The organism is Nocardioides sp. 31GB23 (assembly GCF_040012395.1).
Classification (GTDB): Bacteria; Actinomycetota; Actinomycetes; order Propionibacteriales; family Nocardioidaceae; genus Nocardioides; species Nocardioides salarius.
On the sequence record NZ_JBDYKJ010000016.1, the window covers coordinates 51,007 to 71,759 of the forward strand.

The following is a 20,753-nucleotide window of genomic DNA, read 5'->3' on the forward strand; positions in this document are numbered from 1 at the left end:
CCCCCGTGGTCCAAGCAGCCTGGGCGGCGCCCGGTCGGTCGTCGTCCAGGCGCCGATCCCGATCCCCTGGGGATCAGCCCGGGATCAGCCCGTCGCCGCTGAGCATCTGCGCGACCTCGGCCATCGTGGCGTCGGCCGGGGGCAGGATCAGGTCGGACTCGTCGAGGCTGTCGAGCTGGTGCGGGGCGGCCTCGGCACGCACCGCCTGCAGCAGCGCGGCGAGCGCCGTGGTGAAGGCGGCCTCGTCGCCGGCCTCCACGGCCGCCTCGACCTCGGCGTCCAGCGTGTTCAGGCGCTCCATGGCCTCGTCGGGGACGTCGAGCTGGCCCTCGCCGAGGATGCGGACGATCATGCCCGGTCCTCGGGACGCTCGACCTTCTCGCCCTCCGGCTGCGAGTCGAGGATGTCGCCCCCGCTCTCGAGCTGGCCGGGCTGGGCGGAGCCCTTGAGCCGGGCCAGCTCGGCCTCGACGTCGGAGTGGCTGCTCATCGCGTCGAGCTCGCGGGAGATGTCGTCGCCGCGGTTCAGCGAGCTCGCGTCATCGAGCGCCCCGGAGGCGATCAGCTCGTCGATGGCGCCGGCGCGCGCCTGCATGTTGGCCGTCTTGTCCTCGGCGCGCTGGATCGCCATGCCGACGTCGCCCATCTCCTCGCCGATCCCCGACATCGCCTCGTTGATGCGGGTCTGCGCCTCGGCGGCGGTGTAGGTCGCCTTGATCGTCTCCTTGCGGGTGCGGAAGGACTCGACCTTGGCCTGCAGCCGCTGCTGGGCCAGGGTGAGCTTCTCCTCCTCACCCTGCAGCTGCGCGTGCTGGGCGCGCAGGTCGTCGATCTGCTGGGTCAGCGCCGACTTGCGGGTCAGCGCCTCGCGGGCCAGGTCCTCGCGCTCGACCGAGATCGCCTTCTGCGCCTGGGTCTGCAGCTTGTCGGACTGCTGCTGCAGCTGGTTCATCTGCAGCTCCACGCGCTTGCGCGAGGTGGCCACGTCGGCGACGCCGCGACGTACCTTGGAGAGCAGGTCCAGCTGGCGCTGGTAGCTGTAGTCGAGGGTCTGACGCGGGTCCTCCGCGCGGTCGAGGGCCGTGTTGGCCTTCGAGCGGAAGATCAAGGTCATGCGCTTCCAGAGGCTCATGGTGGTGCGGTCCCTCTTCCGGTCGGTCGCGTGTGGTGCTGCGGGTCACCTCACCTTACGGCTCGACGGCAAGGTGCCGCGAGGGGGCCGCGGTGGCTCGCCGGTAGGCTGGAGGGCCCAGCCGTCCCACCCCCGGTCGCCCGCGCGGCGTCCCCCACCAGAAGGTCCAGCGTTGTTCCGTCGCAGCAAGAGCGAGCCCGTCCCGGACACCACCTCCTCCGCCGTCCCCGGCGCCGGGCCCACGACCGAGCGGCCCAGCACCAAGGGTCGCCCCACGCCGACGCGCAAGGAGGCCGAGGCGATGGCCCGGGCCCGGGCCAAGCCGCCGCGGACCCGCCGCGAGATGGCCCAGGCCCAGCGCTCGGCGCGCGGCGAGTCGACCGCCCGGGTCAAGGCCGGCATGAAGGCCGGCGAGGAGCGCTACCTGATGGCCCGCGACAAGGGCCCGGTGCGCCGCTTCACCCGCGACTTCGTCGACGCCCGCTTCTCCTTCGTCGAGCTGATGATCCCCATCCTGCTGGTGACGATGGTCCTCAGCTACTCCGGCAACGCCGGGCTGGCCAGCTTCGGCAGCTCGGTGCTGCTGCTGGCGATGCTGCTGGTGGTCATGGACATGGTGCTGCTGCGCTTCCGCCTGCGTCGTGAGCTCGTCGCACGCTTCCCCGACGACTCGCACAAGGGCACCACCTACTACGCCATCACCCGCGCCATGCAGATGCGCTTCATGCGCCTGCCCAAGACGCAGGTCAAGATGGGGCAGAGCCTGCCCGAGCACTACCGCTAGGCCGGCGCCGTGGGGCCGCTGGAGGCCGTGGGCCTGGCTGCGGGCCTGCTCGGTGCCGTGCTCTTCGGGTGCGGCGCGGTCGCCCAGGCCCATGGCGTACGCCGTCACCCGGTGCCGCCAGGGCACCTGCCCGGCTTCGTGGCGCGCTCGGTGCGCGACCCGTGGACGTGGCTGGTGCTGGCCGCCTACCTCGGCGGCTTCCTGCTGCACGTCGTGGCCATCTGGTGGCTGCCGCTCTACCTGGCCCAAGCCACGGTGGCCATGGCGCTGCCGGTCGCGGCGCTGGCCCAGCGCCACGTCGAGGAGCCGCTGGGGCTAGCGCACTGGACCTCGGTGGGGCTGGTCGTGCTCGGGCTGACGCTCCTGGCGGCGGGCTCGGGCAGCGCCGGCGCGACCCGCACCGACCCGGTGCTGGCGCTGGTGCTGGCCCTCGCGGCGCTCGCCCTCGCCCTGGCCAGCGTGCTGCGCCACCGCCTGGGCCCCGCCGGGCTGGGAGCGCTCGCCGGGCTCGGCTACGCGGGCTCGGCGGTGGCGGTGCGGGGCGTGCAGCTGCCGGTGGACGGACCGGTGCTGGTCTGCGCCCTGGCGGTGCCGTCCTTCAGCCTGGTGGCCTTCTGGCTCTACTCGCTGGGCATGGACCGCGCCGCGGTGTCGTCGGCCACGGCACCGATGAACGTGGGCCAGACGTTCGTGCCGGCGGCCGTGGGGGTGGCCCTGCTCGGCGACACCGTGCGGCACGGCTGGGAGCCCGTGGTGCTGCTGGGGCTGGTCGTCTCGACGTGGGGAGCGGTGCGGCTGGGCCGCGCGGGTGACCTGGCCCGTCCGCACCGCCCCACGGACCAGGGCTCAGCCGAACTCGCGCCGAGCGGGTGAGACCGTCTTCGCCGGGTCGCGCTCGACGACGGGCGCGACGGCCTCGTCGATGGCGGCCATCAGGTCGTCGTCGAGGCGCACCCCGGCGGCCTTGACGTTGTCGCTGACCTGCTCGGGCCGGCTGGCGCCGATGATCGCCGACGAGACGTTGGGGTTCTGCAGCACCCAGGCGACGGCCAGCTGGGCCATCGACAGCCCGGCCTGCTCGGCCAGCGGCTCGAGCTTCTCGACCCGCTGCAGCACGTCGTCCTGCAGCCAGCGGCTGATCATCTTGTCGCCGCCCTTCTCGTCGGTCGCGCGCGAGCCCGCCGGGTGGTCCTGGCCGACGCGGTACTTGCCGGTCAGCACCCCCTGCGCGATCGGGGACCAGACGACCTGGCCCATGCCGAGCTCCTCGCAGGTGGGCACCACCTCGGACTCGATGACGCGCCACAGCAGGTTGTACTGCGGCTGGTTGGAGACGAGCGGGATGCGCAGCTCGCGGGCCAGCGCGTGGGCCGCGCGGATCTCCTCGGCGCGCCACTCCGAGACCCCGATGTAGTGCGCCTTGCCGGCGTGCACGACGTCGGCGAAGGCCTCCATCGTCTCCTCCAGCGGCGTCTCGTGGTCGTAGCGGTGCGCCTGGTAGAGGTCGACGTGGTCGGTCTGGAGGCGACGCAGCGAGGCGTCGATCGACTCCATGATGTGCTTGCGCGAGAGCCCGTGGTCGTTGTGCGCGCCGGGGCCGGTGGGCCAGTAGACCTTCGTGAAGATCTCCAGGCCCTCGCGGCGCTCGCCGGCGAGGGCCTTGCCCAGCACCGTCTCGGCCGCGGTGTTCGCGTAGACGTCGGCCGTGTCGAACGTGGTGATGCCCTCGTCGAGGGCCTGGCGCACGCAGGCCAGCGCGGCGTCCTCCTCGACCTGCGAGCCGTGGGTGAGCCAGTTGCCGTACGAGATGGCCGAGACCTTCAGGCCACTCTTTCCGAGGTTGCGGATCTCCATGCCTCCAACCTACCCACGGCGTCTCACCCCACCGGAGGGCCCGCGGTCGCGGCTGCGAGGATGAGGCCATGAGCAGCCCCACCGCCGACGTGTCCGTGCGCGTGGCCTGGGCCGAGGACGCCGCGGCCGTCGCCGCCCTGCAGCTGCGCGCCTGGCCGGTGATGTACGCCGGGCTGGTCCCCGCCGAGTCGCTGCCCTCGGGCCCCGAGGCCCTCGAGGCCGTGACCGCCGCGTGGACCCAGGCCCTCGCGCGCCCGGCCGACGCCCGGCACCGCACCCTCGTGGCGCTCGAGCGCAACCGCGTGGTCGGCTTCGCGATCACCACACCGGCCACCGACCCCGACTGCGACCCGGTCTCCGACGGCGAGCTCACCGAGCTGGTCCTCGACCCGGAGGAGCGTGGCAAGGGCCACGGGTCGCGGTTGCAGCAGGCGGCCGTCGACACGCTGCGCGCCGACCGCTTCACCCGGGCCGTGACCTGGTTGGTGGCCACCGACGACACGACCCGTGCCTTCCTCGTCGGCGCCGGCTGGGACAGCGACGGGGCGCACCGCGAGCTCGACCTCGACGGCAGCGGCACGGTCACCGTGAAGCAGGTCCGCCTGCACACCGCCCTCGTCTGAGGACCGCCAGCCCGACCACCGCCGACCACCGCCGACCACCGGGTCCCGGTGTCACCTGTACGGGCGGGATTGCCGAGGGCCCACCAGGGTAAAGGAACGGGTGGATGGACGCGGCCACCGTGGCCGCACCGGATCGAAGGACCCTCCTCATGCTCGGACCGCTCCCCCGGCTGCACCGCTCGGTGCTCGTCGCCCTGCTGGTCTGCCTCGGCGCGCTGACCGGCCTCTCCGTGGCTCTCGGCAGCCCGGGCGTCCCGGTGGCCCTCGCGACGCTCGCCGGCGCCGGCGCCGGTGCGCTGCTCGGGCTGGTGCTCGACGGGGGCTGGCCGAGCGCGCACACGGGCGCGCACACCGCCCCCGCGCTGCGCCACCCCCGCGGCCGGACCTGAGCCCGCGCGCGACGCGCGGCACCCACGACACCTAGAGTCCCGGGCGTGACCGGCGCGCCCCTTCCTCCTCCCCCCGGCGAGAGCGTGACCGCCGAGCGGCGGGCGGTGGTGCGCGACAGCCTCGGCGTCGCCCTCGCGACCGGCACGTACGGCGTCTCGTTCGGCGCCGTGTCGGTGGCCTCGGGGCTCTCGGTCGCCCAGACCTGCGCGCTGTCGCTGGTGATGTTCACCGGTGCCTCGCAGTTCGCCCTGGTGGGCGTGGTCGCGTCGGGCGGGGCCCCGGTCTCGGCGGCGGCCACCGCGTGGCTGCTGGGCACCCGCAACACCCTCTACGGCCTTCGGCTCGGCCCGTTGCTGGGCTGGCGGGGTCGCCGCCGGGCGCTGGGTGCCCACCTGGTCATCGACGAGTCGACGGCGATGTCGGTGACCCGTGGCGACCCCTCCCTGGCCAGGCTCGGCTTCCTGGTCACCGGCGGCGGCATCTTCGTGCTGTGGAACCTGTTCACCCTGCTCGGCGCGGTCGGCGGCACGGTGCTCGGCGACCCGCGCACCTACGGCCTCGACGCCGCGGTCGGAGCGGCCTTCCTGGCGCTGCTGTGGCCGCGCCTCGCCGACCCCGTGCACCGGGTCGCGGCACTCCTGGCCGCAGCCGTCGCGCTGGGGCTCGTCCCCGTCACAGCGGCGGGCGTACCCGTGCTGGCCGCAGGTGGCGTCGCGCTGCTCATGGGGCTGCTCCCGCGCCGGGGGGCACCGTGAGCGGGCTGTGGCTGGCGGTGCTGGCCGGCGGTGTCGGCTGCTACCTGCTCAAGCTCGCCGGCCTGGCGGTGCCCGCGTCGGTGCTCGACCGGGGCTGGGTGCGCCGCACCGCCGACCTGGTGCCGGTCGCCCTGCTCGCCGCGCTGGTGGCGGTGCAGGTGGGCAGCGACGGCCAGCGGTTGGTGCTCGACGCCCGGGCGGCCGGTCTCGGGGCGGCCGTGGTGCTGCTGGCGCTGCGCGCCCCCTTCCTGCTCGTGGTCGCCGGCGCGGCCACCACCGCGGCGCTGCTGCGACTGCTGACCGGGTGAGACCGACCGGGCAGCGACCGGAGCCGGTGCACGCCCCTCGAGCGTGCGCCGGCTCCGGTCGGGGCCACTGGCGTCAGGACACCGAGACCGCGCTCCAGGCGGCTGCGACCGCGCTCGCCTGGGTGCTGCCGGCGCCGTACAGGTCGCGGGCCGCCGCCAGGGTGGCGGTGCGGGCCTGGGCGTAGGTGGTGCTCGAGGTCATGTAGACGTTGAGCGCCCGGAACCAGATGTCGGCGGCCGCCTCGCGCCCGATGCCGGTGATGGTCGAGCCGTTGCAGGTGGTCGAGCTGTGCGCGACCCCGCCGAAGGTCGTGGAGCCCGACCCCTCGGCCAGCAGGTAGAAGAAGTGGTTGCCCACCCCCGAGGAGTAGTGCACGTCGAGGTTCTTGGTGTTGCTCGACCAGCAGTTGGGCGACTTGCCGTCGGCGATCGGGTCGTCCATGCGACGGAAGCCGCGCCCGTTGCGCAGGTCGAACTCCTCACCCACCAGGTAGTCGCCGGGGTCCTCGCTGTTGGCGGCGTAGAACTCGACCATGGTGCCGAAGATGTCGGAGGTGGCCTCGTTGAGACCACCCGACTCCCCCGAGTAGGTCAGGTTCGCGGTGTTCTGGGTGACGCCGTGGGTCATCTCGTGCCCCGCCACGTCGAGGGAGACCAGCGGGCCGTAGTCGACGCCGTCGCCGTCGCCGTAGGTCATCTTCTGGCCGTCCCAGAAGGCGTTGACGTAGTCACGCCCGTAGTGCACCCGGTTGTAGGAGCCCGAGCCGTTGCCGAAGATGCCGTTGCGCCCGTGCTCGCCCTTGAAGTAGTCCCACGTCACGGCGGTGCCGTACTGGGCGTCGACGGCGGCGGTGTCGGGGTCCGCGCCGGTGCCGTCGCCGAACGTGGTGCTCGGGCTGGTCACGATCGTGCCGGTCTTGCAGCCCCATCCGAAGGCCGAGCACGCGAAGCCGTCGGTCGCACCGTTCATGTCGGTCGTGTGGTTGCCGCCGCGCGTGGCGTCGCGCAGCTCGTACGAGGAGCCCTTCTGCGTCACCTGCAGGGCGACGGTGCCGCTGTAGAGCGACTCGCCCTGCCCGTCGGCGGTGTGGATCTGCTCCTCGCGCCGCAGCACCCGGCCCGTGCGGGCGTCGACGTAGCTGGCCAGGCGGCTGGGGGTGCCGTCCGCGCGCACCCCGGTGGTCACGACCTCCCAGGCCAGCACCGGCTCGGCGCCGTGGGCGTCGACGACCAGCGTGGGGCGACCCGACCGCTCGAGCTGCGCGACCTCGCGCAGCGCCTTGGCCGGCGCCAGGGCACGGGTGCCGGCGGCGTCGGCGCCGAGCGTCGGGGTGGTGCCCAGCGCCAGCGGCGCGTCGAGCGTCTGCGAGACGCCCCTCCAGGCGTCGCTCCCGGCCCCCTGGTGCACGACGAGGTCGCCGCCGAGCACCCGCAGGCCGCGGAAGGTGCGCTCCATGCGCACGTGGGTCGCACCGTCGGGGTCGACGACGGTGTCGGTGACCTCCACCGCCTGTCCGGTGCTCGCCCGGGCGGCACGCGGGTGGGCGCGCAGCGCCTCGACTGCTGCGGCCGCGACGCGGGCGTCGTCGCCCCGGTCGGCGCTGCTCGGGCCGGTGATCGTGGTGGTCGGTGCGGTCGGTGCGGCCTGGCTGGTCGCGGCGGTCGCGGTGGCGACGCCGAGGCTGCCGACGGCGAGCACGGCGGCGGTGGCCAGCCCCATGGTGGTCTTCATCCGGTTCCTCTCTCCCGCGACGCCTCCGAGCGGGCGTCGCGGCACCGACCCTGTCCCACGACAGGGGCGGGAGGAACCAGGTGGCCGCCTCAGCTTCTCGCGCTGCAGGAAGGTGAGGCAGCCCCGCTCAGGCGTCGAGGTCGAGCAGGTGCTCGAGGCCGACCGTGAGCCCCGGGCGCCCGGTGATGGCCCGCAGGCCGGTGAGCACGCCGGGGGTGAACGAGGCGCGGTCGAGGGAGTCGTGCCGGATGGTCAGCGTCTCCCCCACCCCGCCCAGCACGACCTCCTGGTGCGCGACCAGCCCGCGGATGCGCAGTCCGTGCACCCGGATGCCCTCGACGTCGGCGCCGCGGGCCCCCTCGAGAGCGGTCGAGGTGGCGTCGGGCACCGGCGCGCAGCCCGCCTCGCGTCGCGCTGCCGCGACCAGCTCGGCGGTGCGCCGGGCGGTCCCGGAGGGCGCGTCGGCCTTGTCGGGGTGGTGCAGCTCGACGATCTCGACCGACTCGTAGAACTTCGCCGCGGCCGCGGCGAAGCGCATCATCAGCACCGCACCGATGGAGAAGTTGGGGGCGACCAGCACGCCGGTGCCGGGTGAGTCGGCCAGCCACCCGCGCAGGGTGGCCAGGCGGTCCTCGTCGAAGCCGGTCGTGCCGACGACGGCGTGGATGCCGTGGCCGATGCAGAACTCCAGGTTGTCCATCACGACGTCGGGGTGGGTGAAGTCGACGACGGCCCGGGCCCCGGCGCGCACCAGCGTCTCGAGGTCGTCACCGGCGTCCACCTCGGCGACCAGGCGGGTGTCCTCGGCGGCCTCGACGGCCCGGCACACCTCGCTGCCGACCTTGCCCCGCGCGCCCAGCACGCCTACCTCCAGCACGCTCTCGCCACCGTGTCCTCGCTCCTGGTCCGTCACGACCACCCAGCCTCCCACACGTGCTGCGCGACACGCGGGAAGCGTCCAGGGGGGACCTCCGCGACACGCGAGGCAGAGTTTCTGGCAGGCTGCTGCCATGGCACTGCAGACGATTCCGGCACGGATCCGGTGGGCGGTCGACATCATGGACCTCCAGCCGAACGACCACGTGCTCGAGATCGGCTGCGGCCCGGGGGCCGGGGCCGAGCTGATCTGCAGCCGGGTGAGCGCCGGCAAGGTGTTCGCCATCGACCGTTCCGAGTCGGGTGTCGACCGCACCAAGCGGCGCTGCGCGCAGTACGTCGAGGCCGGGCGGCTCACCGTGCGCCAGATCGACCTCGCGACGCTGCGGGTGCCGGTCAAGCGCCTGACCAAGGTCTACGCGTTCAACGTCAACCTCTTCTGGGTGCGCGACTGCGCCGACGAGATCGCGCTGCTGCACGAGCGGGTGCTCCCGGGGGGTGCGGTCTACCTGTTCTTCGAGGCGACCCGGCCCGAGCAGGTGCCCACCATCGTCGAGAAGGCCTCGGGGGCGCTGGCCCAGGGCGGCTTCCGGGTCTCGGTGGTCCAGCGCAAGGCTCCCGCCGTGGTCGGCATCATCGGCAAGCGCATCGGCTGAGCCGACCACGCGCCACCCGGGCGGCGTGACGTCCGCCTCCACTACGCCGGGGGGATCTACGCCGGGGAATCAGCAGGGAGGCGACGACGCTCTCCCCCTATGACAACCCTCGCACTCATCGGCAGCGGCAACATCGGCAGCGGCGTGGCCCGGCTGGCCGTCGCCGCCGGCCACGACGTCGTCCTGAGCAACTCCCGCGGTCCCGAGACCCTGAGCGACCTGGTGGCCGAGCTGGGCCCCCGCGCCCGTGCCGCCACCGCCGAGGAGGCGGCCCGGGCCGGTGACGTCGTCGTCGTGACGGTGCCCCTCAAGGCGGTGCCCTCGCTGCCGGCGCAGGACCTGGCCGGGCGCCTGGTCCTCGACACCAGCAACTACTACCCGCAGCGCGACGGCAACGTCGCCGCGCTCGACGACCGCAGCACCACCACCAGCGCCTGGGTCCAGCAGCACCTGCCCGGCGCGCGCGTCGTGAAGGTCTTCAACAACATCTTCTACGGCCACCTGCCCGAGCTGGCCCGGCCCTCGGGCTCCCCCGAGCGCTCGGCGCTGCCGGTCGCCGGTGACGACGAGGCGGCGCTGCGCGAGGCCACCGCGTTCCTCGACACGCTGGGCTACGACACCGTCGTGGCCGGCGACCTCGCCGAGAGCTGGCGCTTCGAGCCCGGTACGCCGGCCTACGGCGCGGTCTACTTCGACCCCGACGCCGACGCCTCGGCCGCCACGCCGGGCCAGGCCGCGGGGATGCCGCCGTCCTCCCCCACCCCGGCCAGCGACGTACGCCGCGTGCTCGACGCCGCGCGCAACGAGGGCCCCGTCGGGGGCTGAGCCCACGCGGTCGGCCCGGCCCCTAGGCCGGGCCGACCACCGCGAGGACCTCGGGTCGCGCGAACACGTCGGCGGCCACCTCGCGCACCTGCTCGAGCGTGACGGCGTCGATGCGGCGCAGCACCTCCTCGATGCCCAGCAGCTCGGTGTGCACCAGCTCGGCCTTGCCGATGCGGGCCATCCGCGAGCCGGAGTCCTCCAGGCCCAGCACGAGGCCACCGCGCAGCTGGCCCTGGCCGCGGGACAGCTCCTCGGCGCTGATGCCCTCGGCCGCCACCTTGGCCAGCTCGGCGCGCACCACCTCGAGCACCGCGTCGAGCTTGCCCGGCAGGCAGCCCACCCCGACGCCCACCAGCCCGGAGTCGGCGTGGTGCCCGGCGAAGGAGTAGACGGAGTAGGCCAGGCCGCGCACCTCGCGCACCTCCTGGAACAGCCGGCTGGACGTGCCCCCGCCCAGGGCGGTGTTGAGCACGCCGAGCGCGAAGCGGCGCGGGTCGTCGCGGCGCAGCCCCTCCATGCCCAGCACCACGTTGACCTGCTCGAAGGGGCGCTTCTCGCTGGAGCGGCCCGGCGTCACGGGCACCGCGGCGCCGGAGCCCGTCACGGGCACCGGCTCCTCGAGCACGTCGAGGAAGCCGCCCCGCCCGAAGGCCTGCTCGACCAGTCGCACCACGTCGTCGTGGTCGACGTTGCCGGCGGCCGAGACCACCATGGTGGCCGGGCGGTAGTGGCGGCGGTAGAAGCCGTGCACCTGCTCGCGCGTCAGCGCACGGATGCTCGCCTCGGTGCCGGCGATGGGGCGGCCGAGGTCGGAGGTGGCGCCGTAGGCCTGCTCGGCGAAGAGCTGGTGCACCACGTCGTCGGGGTCGTCGTCGTGCATCGCGATCTCGTCGAGGATCACCTCGCGCTCGGCCTCGACGTCGACGGCCTCGAGGAGGCTGTCGGTCATCATGTCCCCGAGCACGTCCACGGCCAGGGGCAGGTCCTCGTCGAGCACCCGCGCGTGGAAGCAGGTGTACTCCTTGGCGGTGAAGGCGTTGAACTCGCCGCCCACGGTGTCGAGGGCGATCGAGATGTCGAGCGCCGAGCGCGAACGGGTGCCCTTGAAGAGCAGGTGCTCGAGGAAGTGCGAGCACCCGTGCAGGGTGTCGTCCTCGTCGACGGACCCGACGCCGACCCAGACCCCCACGGCCGCCGAGCGGACGCCGGGCATGTGCTCGGTGACCACGCGCAGGCCCGAGGGCAGCACGCTGCGGCGTACGCCGGGTGCGTCGGCGAGGTCCTCGGTGCGGTTCGCCGGGGGTGCGGTGCTGGTGTGCTGGGTGTGGCTCACGTGGTCCTCCTGGGAAAAGCGGCCGACCCGCCCGAGAGGTCGTCTCGAGCGGGTCGGCCGGTGCAGCTGGTCAGGCGCGGGAGGTCACTCCTGCTCGGTGCTCTCGTCCACGACCTCGTCGGCGCCCTCGGCGCCCTCCTCGAGCACGGGCACGAGGGAGAGCTTGCCGCGGTCGTCGATCTCGCCGATCTCGACCTGGAGCTTCTGGCCGACGGAGACGACGTCCTCGACGGAGTCGACCCGCTTGCCGCCGGCGAGGCCGCGCAGCTTGCTGATGTGCAGCAGCCCGTCCTTGCCCGGCATCAGCGAGACGAACGCACCGAAGTTCGTCGTCTTGACGACGGTGCCGAGGTAGCGCTCGCCGACCTCGGGCATCGTCGGGTTGGCGATCGCGTTGACGGCCGAGCGGGCCGCCTCGGCAGCCTCGCCGTTGGTGGCACCGATGTAGACGGTGCCGTCGTCCTCGATCGACAGCGTGGCGCCGGTGTCGTCCTGGATCTGGTTGATCACCTTGCCCTTGGGGCCGATGACCTCGCCGATCTTGTCGACGGGCACCTTGACGGTGATGATCCGCGGCGCGTGCAGCGACATCTCCTCGGGGGCGTCGATGGCCTCGGCCATCACGTCGAGGATCGCCAGGCGCGCGTCGCGGGCCTGGGTCAGCGCGGCGGCCAGCACCTCGGCGGGGATGCCGTCGAGCTTGGTGTCGAGCTGCAGCGCGGTGACGAACTCGCGGGTGCCGGCGACCTTGAAGTCCATGTCACCGAACGCGTCCTCGGCGCCGAGGATGTCGGTCAGCGCGACGTACTGCGTCTGGCCGTCGACCTCGCCGGAGATGAGGCCCATCGCGATGCCGGCGACGGCGGCGCGCAGCGGGACACCCGCGTGCAGCAGCGACATCGTGGAGGCGCAGACCGAGCCCATCGAGGTGGAGCCGTTGGAGCCCATCGCCTCGGAGAGCTGGCGGATCGCGTAGGGGAACTCCTCGCGGCTGGGCAGCACCGGCAGCAGCGCGCGGCGCGCCAGGGCGCCGTGGCCGACCTCGCGGCGCTTGGGCGAGCCCACGCGACCGGTCTCGCCGGTGGAGAACGGCGGGAAGACGTACTTGTGCATGTAGCGGCGCGACTTCTCCGGGGAGAGGGTGTCGAGCTGCTGCTCCATCTTGAGCATGTTCAGCGTCGTGACGCCCAGGATCTGGGTCTCGCCACGCTCGAACAGCGCCGAGCCGTGCACGCGCGGGATCAGGCCGACCTCGGAGTGCAGCGGGCGGATGTCGGCGAGGCCGCGACCGTCGATGCGGACCTTGTCGCGCAGCACGCGCTCGCGCACGACCTCCTTGTTGAGGCCGCGGAACGCCGCGCCGATCTCCTTCTCGCGACCCTCGAACTGGCCGGCCAGCTTCTCGAGCAGCCCGGCCTTGAGCTCGTCGGTGCGCGCGTCGCGCTCCTGCTTGTCACCGATGGTCATCGCGGTGCTCAGGTCGGCCTTGACCGCCGAGGAGACCGCCTCGTAGACGTCGTCCTCGAAGTCGAGGAAGACCGGGAAGTCCTGGACCGGCTTGGCGGCCACGTTGGCCAGCTCGGCCTGGGCGTCGCACAGCTGCTTGATGAAGGGCTTCGCGGCGTCGAGGCCGCTGGCCACGACCTCCTCGGTGGGCGCCTGCACGCCGCCCTGGATCAGGGTCCAGGCCTGCTCGGTGGCCTCGGCCTCGACCATCATGATGGCCACGTCGCCGGTGTCGGTGACCCGACCGGCCACGACCATGTCGAAGACGGCGTCCTCGAGCTGGGTGTGGGTCGGGAAGGCGACCCACTGGCCCTCGATGAGCGCCACGCGCACGCCGCCGACGGGGCCGGAGAACGGCAGGCCGGAGAGCTGGGTGGAGATCGAGGCGGCGTTGATCGCGAGCACGTCGTAGGGCTGGTCGGGGTTGAGCGCCATCACCGTGATGACGACCTGGACCTCGTTGCGCAGGCCCTTCTTGAAGGTCGGGCGCAGCGGCCGGTCGATGAGGCGGCAGGTGAGGATCGCGTCCTCGCCCGGGCGACCCTCGCTGCGGAAGAACGAGCCGGGGATCTGGCCCGCGGCGTACATCCGCTCCTCGACGTCGATCGTCAGGGGGAAGAAGTCGAAGTGGTCCTTGGGGTGCTTGCCGGCGGTGGTCGCCGAGAGCAGCATCGTGTCGTCATCGAGGTAGGCGGTCACCGAACCGGCGGCCTGGCGGGCCAGCAGCCCGGTCTCGAACTTGATGGTGCGGGTGCCGAACTTGCCGTTGTCGAGGACGGTCTCGACAGCGGAGATGACGGGCTCGGCCATGGTGTTCTCAGTCAAAAGGGATCCTTGTCCTTCTCACGGAGCGATCCGCCGCGTCCCGCTGCGTGGCGGGGGGCGTTGCCAGGCCCGCCGGTGGTGCGGGGGCCGGTCTTCGATCGAGGCCCGCAGACCGCTCGCTCGCGGTGCTGAGAGCCACTACCGAGGACCGGGCCGGTGCGCGCGGGTCGCTCCTGGTGTGGGTTCTTCAGTTGTGCAGGCCCGAGCCTAGTGCTCCGGGCCCGGAATGCGACGAAGCGGCTGCCCAGTCGGGCAGCCGCTCCGCCCTTCACGAGTGGTGCGTGGTCAGCGACGCAGACCCAGGCGCTCGATGATCGAGCGGTACCGGCTGATGTCGGACTTGTTGAGGTAGTTCAGCAGCCGGCGGCGCTGACCCACGAGGAGCAGCAGGCCACGACGGCTGTGGTGGTCGTGCTTGTGGGTCTTCAGGTGCTCGGTCAGGTGGCTGATGCGGTGGCTCAGCAGCGCGATCTGCACCTCGGGCGAGCCGGTGTCGCCCTCGGCGACGGCGTACTCTGCGATGATCTTCTTCTTGGTCTCCGCGTCGGTTCCGATCGACATGCGGGCTCCCTTCTCGCCCCTGCTGGGGCTCTCGCTGCGCGGCGCGCCGGGGCCTGTTCACCCGGGCACTCTTGGTCCGCGGCCGTTCTACGGCAACCGGGCAACAATAGCGACGAGCGGCGCCCAACCCGAAATCCCGGGCCGGACGCCGCTCGTGGCGGGCGCAGCGAGGAGCACTCACACGTCGTGCTCGGTGCGCCGCTCGGTGATCGACCCGTCGGAGTGCGTGGTCGTGGCGACCGTGCCCTTGCGACGGTTCGAGTTGAGCGTGACAGCGCTCAGGATGATGACGCCGAGACCGACGATCGTCAGGATCCAGCCGATCATCTGCAGGTCGACGCCGTCGACGGCGTCCTGGACGGCCAGCGCCAGGATGAGGCCGACCGCGAGCAGGAAGGCTCCGAGTCCGTAACCCATGGTGTGTCCTTTCGTCGGTGGCGCCCCGATCAGGGGAGGGCATGGGGCGCCTCGAGCATGATGTCCACCGGGGCGTCCGGCTAAACCCCTGACTAGACGGGGCCCTCGGTGTCGCGCTGCGCGCGCAGTGCCAGGTAGACCGCCCGCACGCCCACGGCCCGCTCGAGCTCGCGGGTCACCCGGCCGAAGAACTGCTCGCGGTAGGTGTCGTCGGTGACGGTCGAGACCGCCAGGTAGAGCAGCGAGAACGCCGCCAGGAACAGCGAGACCTTGCCGAGCGGCACCGAGACCTGCACCAGGTAGGGCAGCTTGGTGATGTCGTCCTGCTCGAGCCCGGTCCAGGCCGACTGCACGTCGACGCCCATGGTCAGGGCCCCGAAGAGCAGGAAGAACACCAGCACGCCGCCGGCCATCAGCAGCACCTGCGCGGCCTGGATGACGACCATGAACGCCACCAGGTTGGCGCGCTCGAAGCCAGTCACCGTCGCGTACGACGCCGGGTCGGCGTCGGGGTCGGCCACCAGGCGGGTGCACTCGGCCTCCAGGGGGGTGCCGGCGCAGGCGCGCACCAGGAAGGCGTCGTCGACCTCGTCGTCGACCTTGTCGACCTCCTCGGGCAGCCGCACCGCCAGGAACGCCACCGCCAGCACTGCGAAGAGCAGCACGACCAGCCACAGTGCACCGGTCTCGAGCTCGGCCGCGAGCTGCCAGACCTCGGCGTTGATGAACAGGAACGTGACGAAGACCAGCAGCAGCGGCAGCGCCCGGGTCGCCAGCGGCAGCAGCGAGCGCAGCCCGGCGACGGTGCGTGCCAGCGCCCAGGTCACGATCGGGCGTGCGTGGAGCACGGTGAGGGCGTAGACGACCGTGGCGGCGATGACCAGCGACAGCACCACCGCGGGAGCGGCGCTCACCTGCCCGGTCACCCAGGCGAGCGCGCCGCCGCCCGCCGCGGCGACCAGGGCCACCAGCAGCAGCCGCGGCACGGTGCGCCGGGGCGAGAGCGCCGCCCGGGCCTCGGTGCGCTTCTCGGGCACGAAGTAGGACAGCCCGTTGGCCAGGAACCACGAGTCGGTGCGCTCGAGCGGGTCGTCGCCACGACCGTGCCGTCCGCGCAGCGGCAGCGAGGGGCGCGACGGCACGCGCTCAGGCCCCCCGGGTCTCGCGCAGCAGCTCGCGAGCGCCCGCGACGTCGGCGGCCATCTGCTCGAGCAGCTCGTCGACGGAGTCGAAGGCAGTCATCCCGCGCAGCCGCTCGACGAAGCCGACCTCGACCTCGACGCCGTAGAGCTCGAGGTCGGTGCGGTCGAGCACGTAGGTCTCGACCCGGCGCTCGCGCTCGCCGGCGAAGGTCGGGTTGGTGCCGACGCTGATCGCCCCCGGGAGGGTCTCCCCCGTGTCGAGACGCCGCAGCCACCCGGCGTACACGCCGTCGGCGGGGGCGGCGGTGCGCGCGTCGACCGGCACGTTGGCGGTCGGGTAGCCCAGGTCGCGCCCGCGCTGGTCGCCGCGCACCACCTCGCCCCGCACGGCGTAGGGCCGTCCCAGCGCCTCGGCCGCGCCGGCGACGTCGCCGGCGGCCAGGCAGGTGCGCACGTAGGTGGAGGACCACACCTGCGGGCCCCCGTCGAGCTCGATGCCCTCGGCGCTCATGCCACGCGGGCCGCCGAGCTCGACCAGGGTCGCCACGTCGCCGCTCGCCCGGTGGCCGAAGCGGAAGTTGGCACCGACCACCACGGCCGCGGCACCGAGGGCCTCGACCAGGACCCGGTCGACGAACTCGGCCGGCGACCAGGAGGCCACGTCACGGTCGAAGGGCAGCGCCAGGACCGCGTCGGCGCCCGCCCGGCCGAGCAGGTCGGCGCGGGCCTCGAGCGTGGTCAACGAGGTGGGCGCGTGCTCGGGACGCAGCACCGCCATGGGGTGCGGGTCGAACGTGACCACCACGAGTGCCAGGCTGCGCTCGTCGGCCACGCGACGCGCTCGAGCCAGCACCTGGCGGTGACCCAGGTGCACGCCGTCGAAGTTGCCGATGGTGACGACGGTGCGGGCCAGGTCGGCGGGCACGTCGTCCAGGGAACGCCAGAGCTGCACGGGCACGACCCTATCCCCGGCTCAACCCTGCACGAACACCGCGACCGGACGGGCCCGGCCCTCGCGCGGCTCGTAGAGGGCGAGGAACTCCCCGTCGGGGTCGAAGACGCCGGTCAGGGTGTCGAGCGCCAGGTCGAGCGGACGACCCACGCGCACGTCGCGGGCCTGCTGCTCGTCGAGGTCGACGGCCCGGAAGGCGGCCCGTGCGGCCACGGCCAGCGGGAGCACCGCGAAGTCGTCGGCCAGCTCGTCGAGCGTGCGGGCGACGCCGAGGTCGTAGGGGCCCACGGCCGTGCGGCGCAGGGCGGTGAGGTGGCCGCCGGTGCCCAGGAGGGCGCCGGCGTCGCGGGCGACCGCACGCACGTAGGTGCCCGACGAGCAGCGCATCGTGATGTCGGCGTCGAGCACCTCGAGACCCTCGAGGTCCTCGACGGTGCTCCTGCGCACGTCGTGGACGACGAGCTCGTGGATCGTCACCGGTCGTGCCTCGAGCTCGACCTGCTCGCCGTCGCGCACCCGCTGGTAGGCGCGCTTGCCGTCGACCTTGATCGCCGAGACGGCGGTCGGGACCTGCTCGATGTCGCCCACGAAGCCGGTCAGGGCCGCCCGCACCTGCTGCTCGTCGACGCCGGCGGCGCCAGCGGTGGCGCTGACCTCGCCCTCGGCGTCGTCGGTGCCGGTCGCGACCCCCAGCCGCACCGTGGCGTCGTACGCCTTCTCGGTGAGCATCAGGTGGCCCAGCAGGCGGGTGGCCCGGTCGACCCCGAGCACGAGCACGCCCGTGGCCATCGGGTCGAGGGTGCCCGCGTGCCCGACCTTGCGGGTGCCGGCCAGGCGTCGCACCCGGGCGACGACGTCGTGGGAGGTGATCCCCGCGGGCTTGTCGACCACGACCAGCCCCGGGGTCACCGGCGCGGAGGGCCTCACGCCTCCGGCTCGTCCTCGTCCGCGGCGTCGTCGTCCGCGGCGTCCTCGGCGGACTCCTCGCGGGGCTTCTTGTAGGGGTCGGCCTCGCCGGCGTACGCCGCGCCGCGCTGGGCGGCGACGGCCTCGTCCTGCGCCCGCGCCCGCGCGAGCACCTCGTCGAGCTGGCGTGCGGTCTGGGGCAGCGCGTCGTGGATGAACTCCAGCGTGGGCGCCAGGCGCATGCCGAGCTGCTTGGCGACCTCGGAGCGCAGCAGCCCCTTGGCCGACTCCAGCGCCGCCGCGGTGGCCACGAGCTGGGCCTCCTCGTCGTCGGTGGCGCCGGGGCCGGCGGCGCCCAGCACGGTGTAGAAGACGCTGGCGTGCTGGGTGTCGCCGGTGACGCGCACGTCGGTGACGGTCACGAAACCCAGACGCGGGTCCTTGACCCGACGCTCGAGCATCTCGGCGACGATCACCTGGATCCGGTCGGCGATCTTGCGCACCCGGGGGTTGGTCATAGTTCTGTCCTGCTCATGAGTTGGTGTCGCTCGCGGTGCGAGCCCGTCGGACCGCGAGCGGAGCGAGCCTGGTCCGGCGGAACAGGAGAGGCGGCGAGCGGAGCGAGCGCCATGCCTTCCTGTCCCGCCGGAGGCGGGAGGGCCGTCAGGCCCGCGGGATCTCCTTCATCTCGAAGGCCTCCACGACATCGCCCTCCTTGATGTCCTGGAAGTTCTTGAGCACCAGACCGCACTCGAAGCCCTCGCGGACCTCGGCGGCGTCGTCCTTCTCCCGCTTCAGCGAGGCCAGGTCGAGGTTGTCGGCCACGACGTTGCCGTCGCGGATGACCCGCACCTTCGCGTTGCGCCGGATCAGGCCGCTGGTGACCATGCAGCCCGCGATGTTGCCGATCTTGGAGGAGCGGAAGATCGCGCGGATCTCCGCCTGACCCAGGGTCGACTCCTCGTAGATGGGCTTGAGCATGCCCTTGAGGGCCGCCTCGATCTCCTCGATCGCCTGGTAGATGACCGAGTAGTAGCGGATCTCGACACCCTCCTTGTCGGCCATCTCGGTCGCCTTGCCCTGGGGCCGGACGTTGAAGCCGATGATGATCGCGTCGGAGGCGGCGGCGAGGTCGACGTTGGTCTCGGTGATCGCACCGACACCGCGGTCGATGACCCGCAGGCTGACCTCGTCGCCGACGTCGAGGCCGGACAGGGCGTCCTCGAGCGCCTCGACCGAGCCGGACACGTCGCCCTTGAGGATCAGGTTGAGCTCCTGGCTCTCGCCCTTCTCCATGGAGGCCATGAAGTCCTCGAGCGTGCGGCGGACGCGACGCTTGGCCTGCATGGCCGCACGCTCGCGCGCCTCGCGCTTCTCGGCGATCTGGCGGGCCATCCGGTCGTCGTCGACGACCAGGAAGTTCTGGCCCGCACCCGGGGTGGCCGTCAGGCCCAGCACCATCGCGGGACGCGACGGGTCGGCCTCGGTGATCGACTCGCCGTGCTCGTCGAGCATGGCGCGCACCCGGCCGTACGCCGGGCCCGCCACGATCGAGTCGCCCACGCGCAGCGTGCCGCGCTGGACCAGGATCGTGGCGACCGGACCGCGACCGCGGTCGAGGTGCGCCTCGATGACCAGGCCCTGCGCGTCCTGCTCGGGGTTGGCCCGCAGGTCGAGCGAGGCGTCGGCGGTCAGCACGACGGCCTCGAGCAGCTTGTCGAGGTTGAGCTCGGACTTGGCCGAGACGTCGACGAACATCGCGTCGCCGCCGTACTCCTCGGGCACCAGGCCGTACTCGGAGAGCTGACCACGGACCTTGGTCGGGTCCGCGCTCTCCTTGTCGATCTTGTTGACCGCGACCACGATCGGCACACCGGCCGCCTTGGCGTGGTTGAGCGCCTCGATGGTCTGGGGCATCACGCCGTCGTCGGCCGCGACCACGAGGATCGCGATGTCGGTGGCCTGGGCACCACGAGCACGCATCGAGGTGAACGCCTCGTGACCCGGGGTGTCGATGAAGGTGATGCGTCGCTCGTTGCCGTCGACGTCGGTGGTGACCTGGTAGGCACCGATGTGCTGGGTGATGCCACCGGCCTCCTTGTCGACGACGTTGGCGCTGCGCAGCGCGTCGAGGAGCTTGGTCTTGCCGTGGTCGACGTGACCCATGACGGTGACGACCGGCGGCCGCACCATCAGGTCGGACTCGTCGCCCTCGTCCTCACCGAACTCGAGGTCGAAGGACTCCAGCAGCTCGCGGTCCTCGTCCTCGGGCGAGACGACCTGCACGACGTAGTTGAGCTCCTCGCCGATCAGCTCGAGCGTCGCGTCGTTGACCGACTCGGTCGCGGTGACCATCTCGCCGAGGTGGAAGAGCATCTGCACCAGCTGGGCGGCGTCGACGCCGACCTTCTCGGCGAAGTCGGTCAGCGAGGCGCCGCGCGCCAGGCGCACGACCTCGCCGTTGCCCTTGCGGACGCGCATGCCGCCCAGGGTCGGGGCCTCCATGGCCTCGAACTCCTGACGACGTGCCCGCTTCGACTTGCGACCACGACGCGAGGGACCCCCGGGACGCCCGAAGGCACCCTGGGTCTGACCGCGCTGGCCGGGACGACCGCCACCGGGGCGGCCACCGCCGCCGGGGCGACCGGCGAAGCCGCCGGGCGCGCCACCGGGGCGACCCGGGGCACCGGCGCCACCGCGACCGGGAGCACCGGGACGGCCACCGGGGCCGGGACGGCCGGCACCCGGAGCGGGACGGCCGCCGGGGCCCGAGCCGAAGGCGGCTGGGGACTTGGGCATCATCGCCGGGTTGGGGCGCGGCATGCCGGAGCGCCCGGGGGCGCCGCCGTCACGACCGGCCGGCGGACGGGGCGGGCGCTGGTCGCCGGTGCCGGGCGCCGACGGGCCGCGCTCGCCACCGGGAGCCGAGCTGGGCTTGCGGCCCATGCCCTGGCTCGAGGAGAACGGGTTGTTGCCCGGACGCGGGGTGCCGGGACGACCGACCGGCCGCGGGGCCGGCTTGCCGCCCTCGCCGCCGTCGGACTTGGCGGCCGGGGCCTGGGGCTCGGCCTTCTCGGGGGCGGGCTTGGCGGCCGGGCGCGGAGCCGGCTTGGGGCCCGGACGCGGCGCGGACGCGGCGGCGGGCGCCTCGGCGGCGGGCGCGGCAGGGGTCTCGGG

22 protein-coding genes are annotated in these 20,753 nt (G+C 73.1%); 8 read left to right on the forward strand and 14 right to left on the reverse strand.

Going from position 1 to position 20,753, the window contains the following annotated elements:
• Nucleotides 1-73 precede the first annotated feature (73 nt).
• Both ABKW28_RS07145 and ABKW28_RS07150 read right to left on the reverse strand, forming a co-directional pair.
• Nucleotides 74-352: a hypothetical protein gene (locus ABKW28_RS07145; RefSeq protein WP_348607684.1), complete on the reverse strand. Its 279-nt coding sequence runs from the start codon at nt 350-352 to the stop codon at nt 74-76.
• Complete coding sequence (locus ABKW28_RS07150; protein ID WP_348607687.1) at nt 349-1,131, reverse strand: PspA/IM30 family protein; 783 nt, start codon at nt 1,129-1,131, stop codon at nt 349-351. Before ABKW28_RS07150 ends, ABKW28_RS07145 begins: the two co-directional genes overlap by 4 nt.
• Nucleotides 1,132-1,303: 172 nt before the next feature.
• On the opposite strand from ABKW28_RS07150, the gene ABKW28_RS07155 reads away from it, so the two are divergent.
• Nucleotides 1,304-1,915, forward strand: coding sequence for a DUF3043 domain-containing protein (locus tag ABKW28_RS07155; protein WP_348607690.1), 612 nt, complete (start codon nt 1,304-1,306; stop codon nt 1,913-1,915).
• Nucleotides 1,916-1,924: 9 nt separating this feature from the next.
• Nucleotides 1,925-2,788, forward strand: coding sequence for a hypothetical protein (locus tag ABKW28_RS07160; protein ID WP_348607693.1), 864 nt, complete (start codon nt 1,925-1,927; stop codon nt 2,786-2,788).
• Here the strand turns inward: ABKW28_RS07160 and ABKW28_RS07165 are convergent.
• Nucleotides 2,762-3,769 carry an aldo/keto reductase family protein gene (locus tag ABKW28_RS07165; RefSeq protein ID WP_193670453.1) on the reverse strand — a complete coding sequence of 336 codons (1,008 nt, stop codon included), beginning with the start codon at nt 3,767-3,769 and terminating at the stop codon, nt 2,762-2,764. The two genes, ABKW28_RS07160 and ABKW28_RS07165, sit on opposite strands and share 27 nt — an antisense overlap.
• 68 nt (nt 3,770-3,837) lie before the next feature.
• Between ABKW28_RS07165 and ABKW28_RS07170 the strand changes: the two genes are divergently transcribed.
• The 4 genes from ABKW28_RS07170 (at nt 3,838) to ABKW28_RS07185 (ending at nt 5,845) form a co-directional block, all read left to right on the forward strand.
• The gene (locus ABKW28_RS07170; protein ID WP_193670454.1) at nt 3,838-4,392 is read left to right on the forward strand and encodes a GNAT family N-acetyltransferase; all 555 of its coding nucleotides are present in this window, start codon (nt 3,838-3,840) and stop codon (nt 4,390-4,392) included.
• A 149-nt stretch (nt 4,393-4,541) separates the two neighbouring features.
• Nucleotides 4,542-4,781, forward strand: a complete 240-nt coding sequence (locus ABKW28_RS07175; protein WP_348607695.1) for a hypothetical protein — start codon at nt 4,542-4,544, stop codon at nt 4,779-4,781.
• 45 nt (nt 4,782-4,826) lie between these two features.
• Nucleotides 4,827-5,537: an AzlC family ABC transporter permease gene (locus tag ABKW28_RS07180; RefSeq protein WP_348607698.1), complete on the forward strand. Its 711-nt coding sequence runs from the start codon at nt 4,827-4,829 to the stop codon at nt 5,535-5,537.
• Nucleotides 5,534-5,845 (forward strand): AzlD domain-containing protein, encoded by a 312-nt coding sequence (locus ABKW28_RS07185; protein ID WP_193670457.1) that lies wholly within the window; start codon nt 5,534-5,536, stop codon nt 5,843-5,845. The genes ABKW28_RS07180 and ABKW28_RS07185 overlap by 4 nt, the downstream gene beginning before the upstream one ends.
• 73 nt (nt 5,846-5,918) lie before the next feature.
• Here ABKW28_RS07185 and ABKW28_RS07190 read toward each other — a convergent pair whose 3' ends face one another.
• Together ABKW28_RS07190 and dapB are read right to left on the reverse strand one after the other, a co-directional pair.
• Complete coding sequence (locus ABKW28_RS07190) at nt 5,919-7,577, reverse strand: M4 family metallopeptidase (protein ID WP_348607701.1); 1,659 nt, start codon at nt 7,575-7,577, stop codon at nt 5,919-5,921.
• A gap of 127 nt (nt 7,578-7,704) precedes the next feature.
• The gene (dapB, locus tag ABKW28_RS07195) at nt 7,705-8,454 is read right to left on the reverse strand and encodes a 4-hydroxy-tetrahydrodipicolinate reductase (protein WP_348607740.1); all 750 of its coding nucleotides are present in this window, start codon (nt 8,452-8,454) and stop codon (nt 7,705-7,707) included.
• Nucleotides 8,455-8,587: 133 nt separating this feature from the next.
• Between dapB and ABKW28_RS07200 the strand changes: the two genes are divergently transcribed.
• Both ABKW28_RS07200 and ABKW28_RS07205 read left to right on the forward strand, forming a co-directional pair.
• Nucleotides 8,588-9,109, forward strand: a complete 522-nt coding sequence (locus tag ABKW28_RS07200; RefSeq protein ID WP_193670460.1) for a class I SAM-dependent methyltransferase — start codon at nt 8,588-8,590, stop codon at nt 9,107-9,109.
• Nucleotides 9,110-9,208: 99 nt separating this feature from the next.
• Complete coding sequence (locus tag ABKW28_RS07205) at nt 9,209-9,934, forward strand: NADPH-dependent F420 reductase (protein WP_348607704.1); 726 nt, start codon at nt 9,209-9,211, stop codon at nt 9,932-9,934.
• Between the two features lie 22 nt (nt 9,935-9,956).
• Here ABKW28_RS07205 and ABKW28_RS07210 read toward each other — a convergent pair whose 3' ends face one another.
• From ABKW28_RS07210 to infB, 9 genes are all read right to left on the reverse strand, one after another.
• A complete protein-coding gene (locus ABKW28_RS07210) occupies nt 9,957-11,267 on the reverse strand; it encodes a pitrilysin family protein (protein WP_348607707.1) in 1,311 nt (436 codons plus the stop codon).
• 84 nt (nt 11,268-11,351) lie between these two features.
• Entirely contained in the window at nt 11,352-13,583 is a 2,232-nt protein-coding gene (locus tag ABKW28_RS07215; protein WP_193670498.1) for a polyribonucleotide nucleotidyltransferase, read from the reverse strand.
• Nucleotides 13,584-13,883: 300 nt separating this feature from the next.
• A complete protein-coding gene (gene rpsO, locus ABKW28_RS07220; protein ID WP_193670462.1) occupies nt 13,884-14,159 on the reverse strand; it encodes a 30S ribosomal protein S15 in 276 nt (91 codons plus the stop codon).
• Nucleotides 14,160-14,336: 177 nt separating this feature from the next.
• A complete protein-coding gene (locus ABKW28_RS07225) occupies nt 14,337-14,576 on the reverse strand; it encodes a DUF6458 family protein (protein ID WP_348607710.1) in 240 nt (79 codons plus the stop codon).
• Between the two features lie 92 nt (nt 14,577-14,668).
• Nucleotides 14,669-15,718 (reverse strand): hypothetical protein, encoded by a 1,050-nt coding sequence (locus ABKW28_RS07230; protein ID WP_348607713.1) that lies wholly within the window; start codon nt 15,716-15,718, stop codon nt 14,669-14,671.
• A gap of 4 nt (nt 15,719-15,722) precedes the next feature.
• Nucleotides 15,723-16,670, reverse strand: a complete 948-nt coding sequence (locus ABKW28_RS07235; protein ID WP_348607716.1) for a bifunctional riboflavin kinase/FAD synthetase — start codon at nt 16,668-16,670, stop codon at nt 15,723-15,725.
• A gap of 21 nt (nt 16,671-16,691) precedes the next feature.
• Entirely contained in the window at nt 16,692-17,597 is a 906-nt protein-coding gene (gene truB, locus ABKW28_RS07240) for a tRNA pseudouridine(55) synthase TruB (protein WP_348607719.1), read from the reverse strand.
• Entirely contained in the window at nt 17,594-18,094 is a 501-nt protein-coding gene (rbfA, locus tag ABKW28_RS07245; protein ID WP_348607722.1) for a 30S ribosome-binding factor RbfA, read from the reverse strand. The genes truB and rbfA overlap by 4 nt, the downstream gene beginning before the upstream one ends.
• Before the next feature lie 145 nt (nt 18,095-18,239).
• On the reverse strand, nt 18,240-20,753 hold a 2,514-nt coding region (infB, locus tag ABKW28_RS07250), incomplete at its 5' end, for a translation initiation factor IF-2 (RefSeq protein WP_348607725.1).

Bases quoted from the DNA above. Each gene is read 5' to 3' on its own strand.
- ABKW28_RS07225 (WP_348607710.1), bottom strand. From the start codon at position 14,576: ATGGGTTACGGACTCGGAGCCTTCCTGCTCGCGGTCGGCCTCATCCTG.
- ABKW28_RS07170 (WP_193670454.1), top strand. From the start codon at position 3,838: ATGAGCAGCCCCACCGCCGACGTGTCCGTGCGCGTGGCCTGGGCCGAG.
- ABKW28_RS07165 (WP_193670453.1), bottom strand. From the start codon at position 3,769: ATGGAGATCCGCAACCTCGGAAAGAGTGGCCTGAAGGTCTCGGCCATC.
- ABKW28_RS07205 (WP_348607704.1), top strand. From the start codon at position 9,209: ATGACAACCCTCGCACTCATCGGCAGCGGCAACATCGGCAGCGGCGTG.
- ABKW28_RS07215 (WP_193670498.1), bottom strand. From the start codon at position 13,583: ATGGCCGAGCCCGTCATCTCCGCTGTCGAGACCGTCCTCGACAACGGC.
- rbfA (WP_348607722.1), bottom strand. From the start codon at position 18,094: ATGACCAACCCCCGGGTGCGCAAGATCGCCGACCGGATCCAGGTGATC.
- rpsO (WP_193670462.1), bottom strand. From the start codon at position 14,159: ATGTCGATCGGAACCGACGCGGAGACCAAGAAGAAGATCATCGCAGAG.
- ABKW28_RS07200 (WP_193670460.1), top strand. From the start codon at position 8,588: ATGGCACTGCAGACGATTCCGGCACGGATCCGGTGGGCGGTCGACATC.
- ABKW28_RS07150 (WP_348607687.1), bottom strand. From the start codon at position 1,131: ATGAGCCTCTGGAAGCGCATGACCTTGATCTTCCGCTCGAAGGCCAAC.
- ABKW28_RS07175 (WP_348607695.1), top strand. From the start codon at position 4,542: ATGCTCGGACCGCTCCCCCGGCTGCACCGCTCGGTGCTCGTCGCCCTG.
- ABKW28_RS07190 (WP_348607701.1), bottom strand. From the start codon at position 7,577: ATGAAGACCACCATGGGGCTGGCCACCGCCGCCGTGCTCGCCGTCGGC.
- ABKW28_RS07145 (WP_348607684.1), bottom strand. From the start codon at position 352: ATGATCGTCCGCATCCTCGGCGAGGGCCAGCTCGACGTCCCCGACGAG.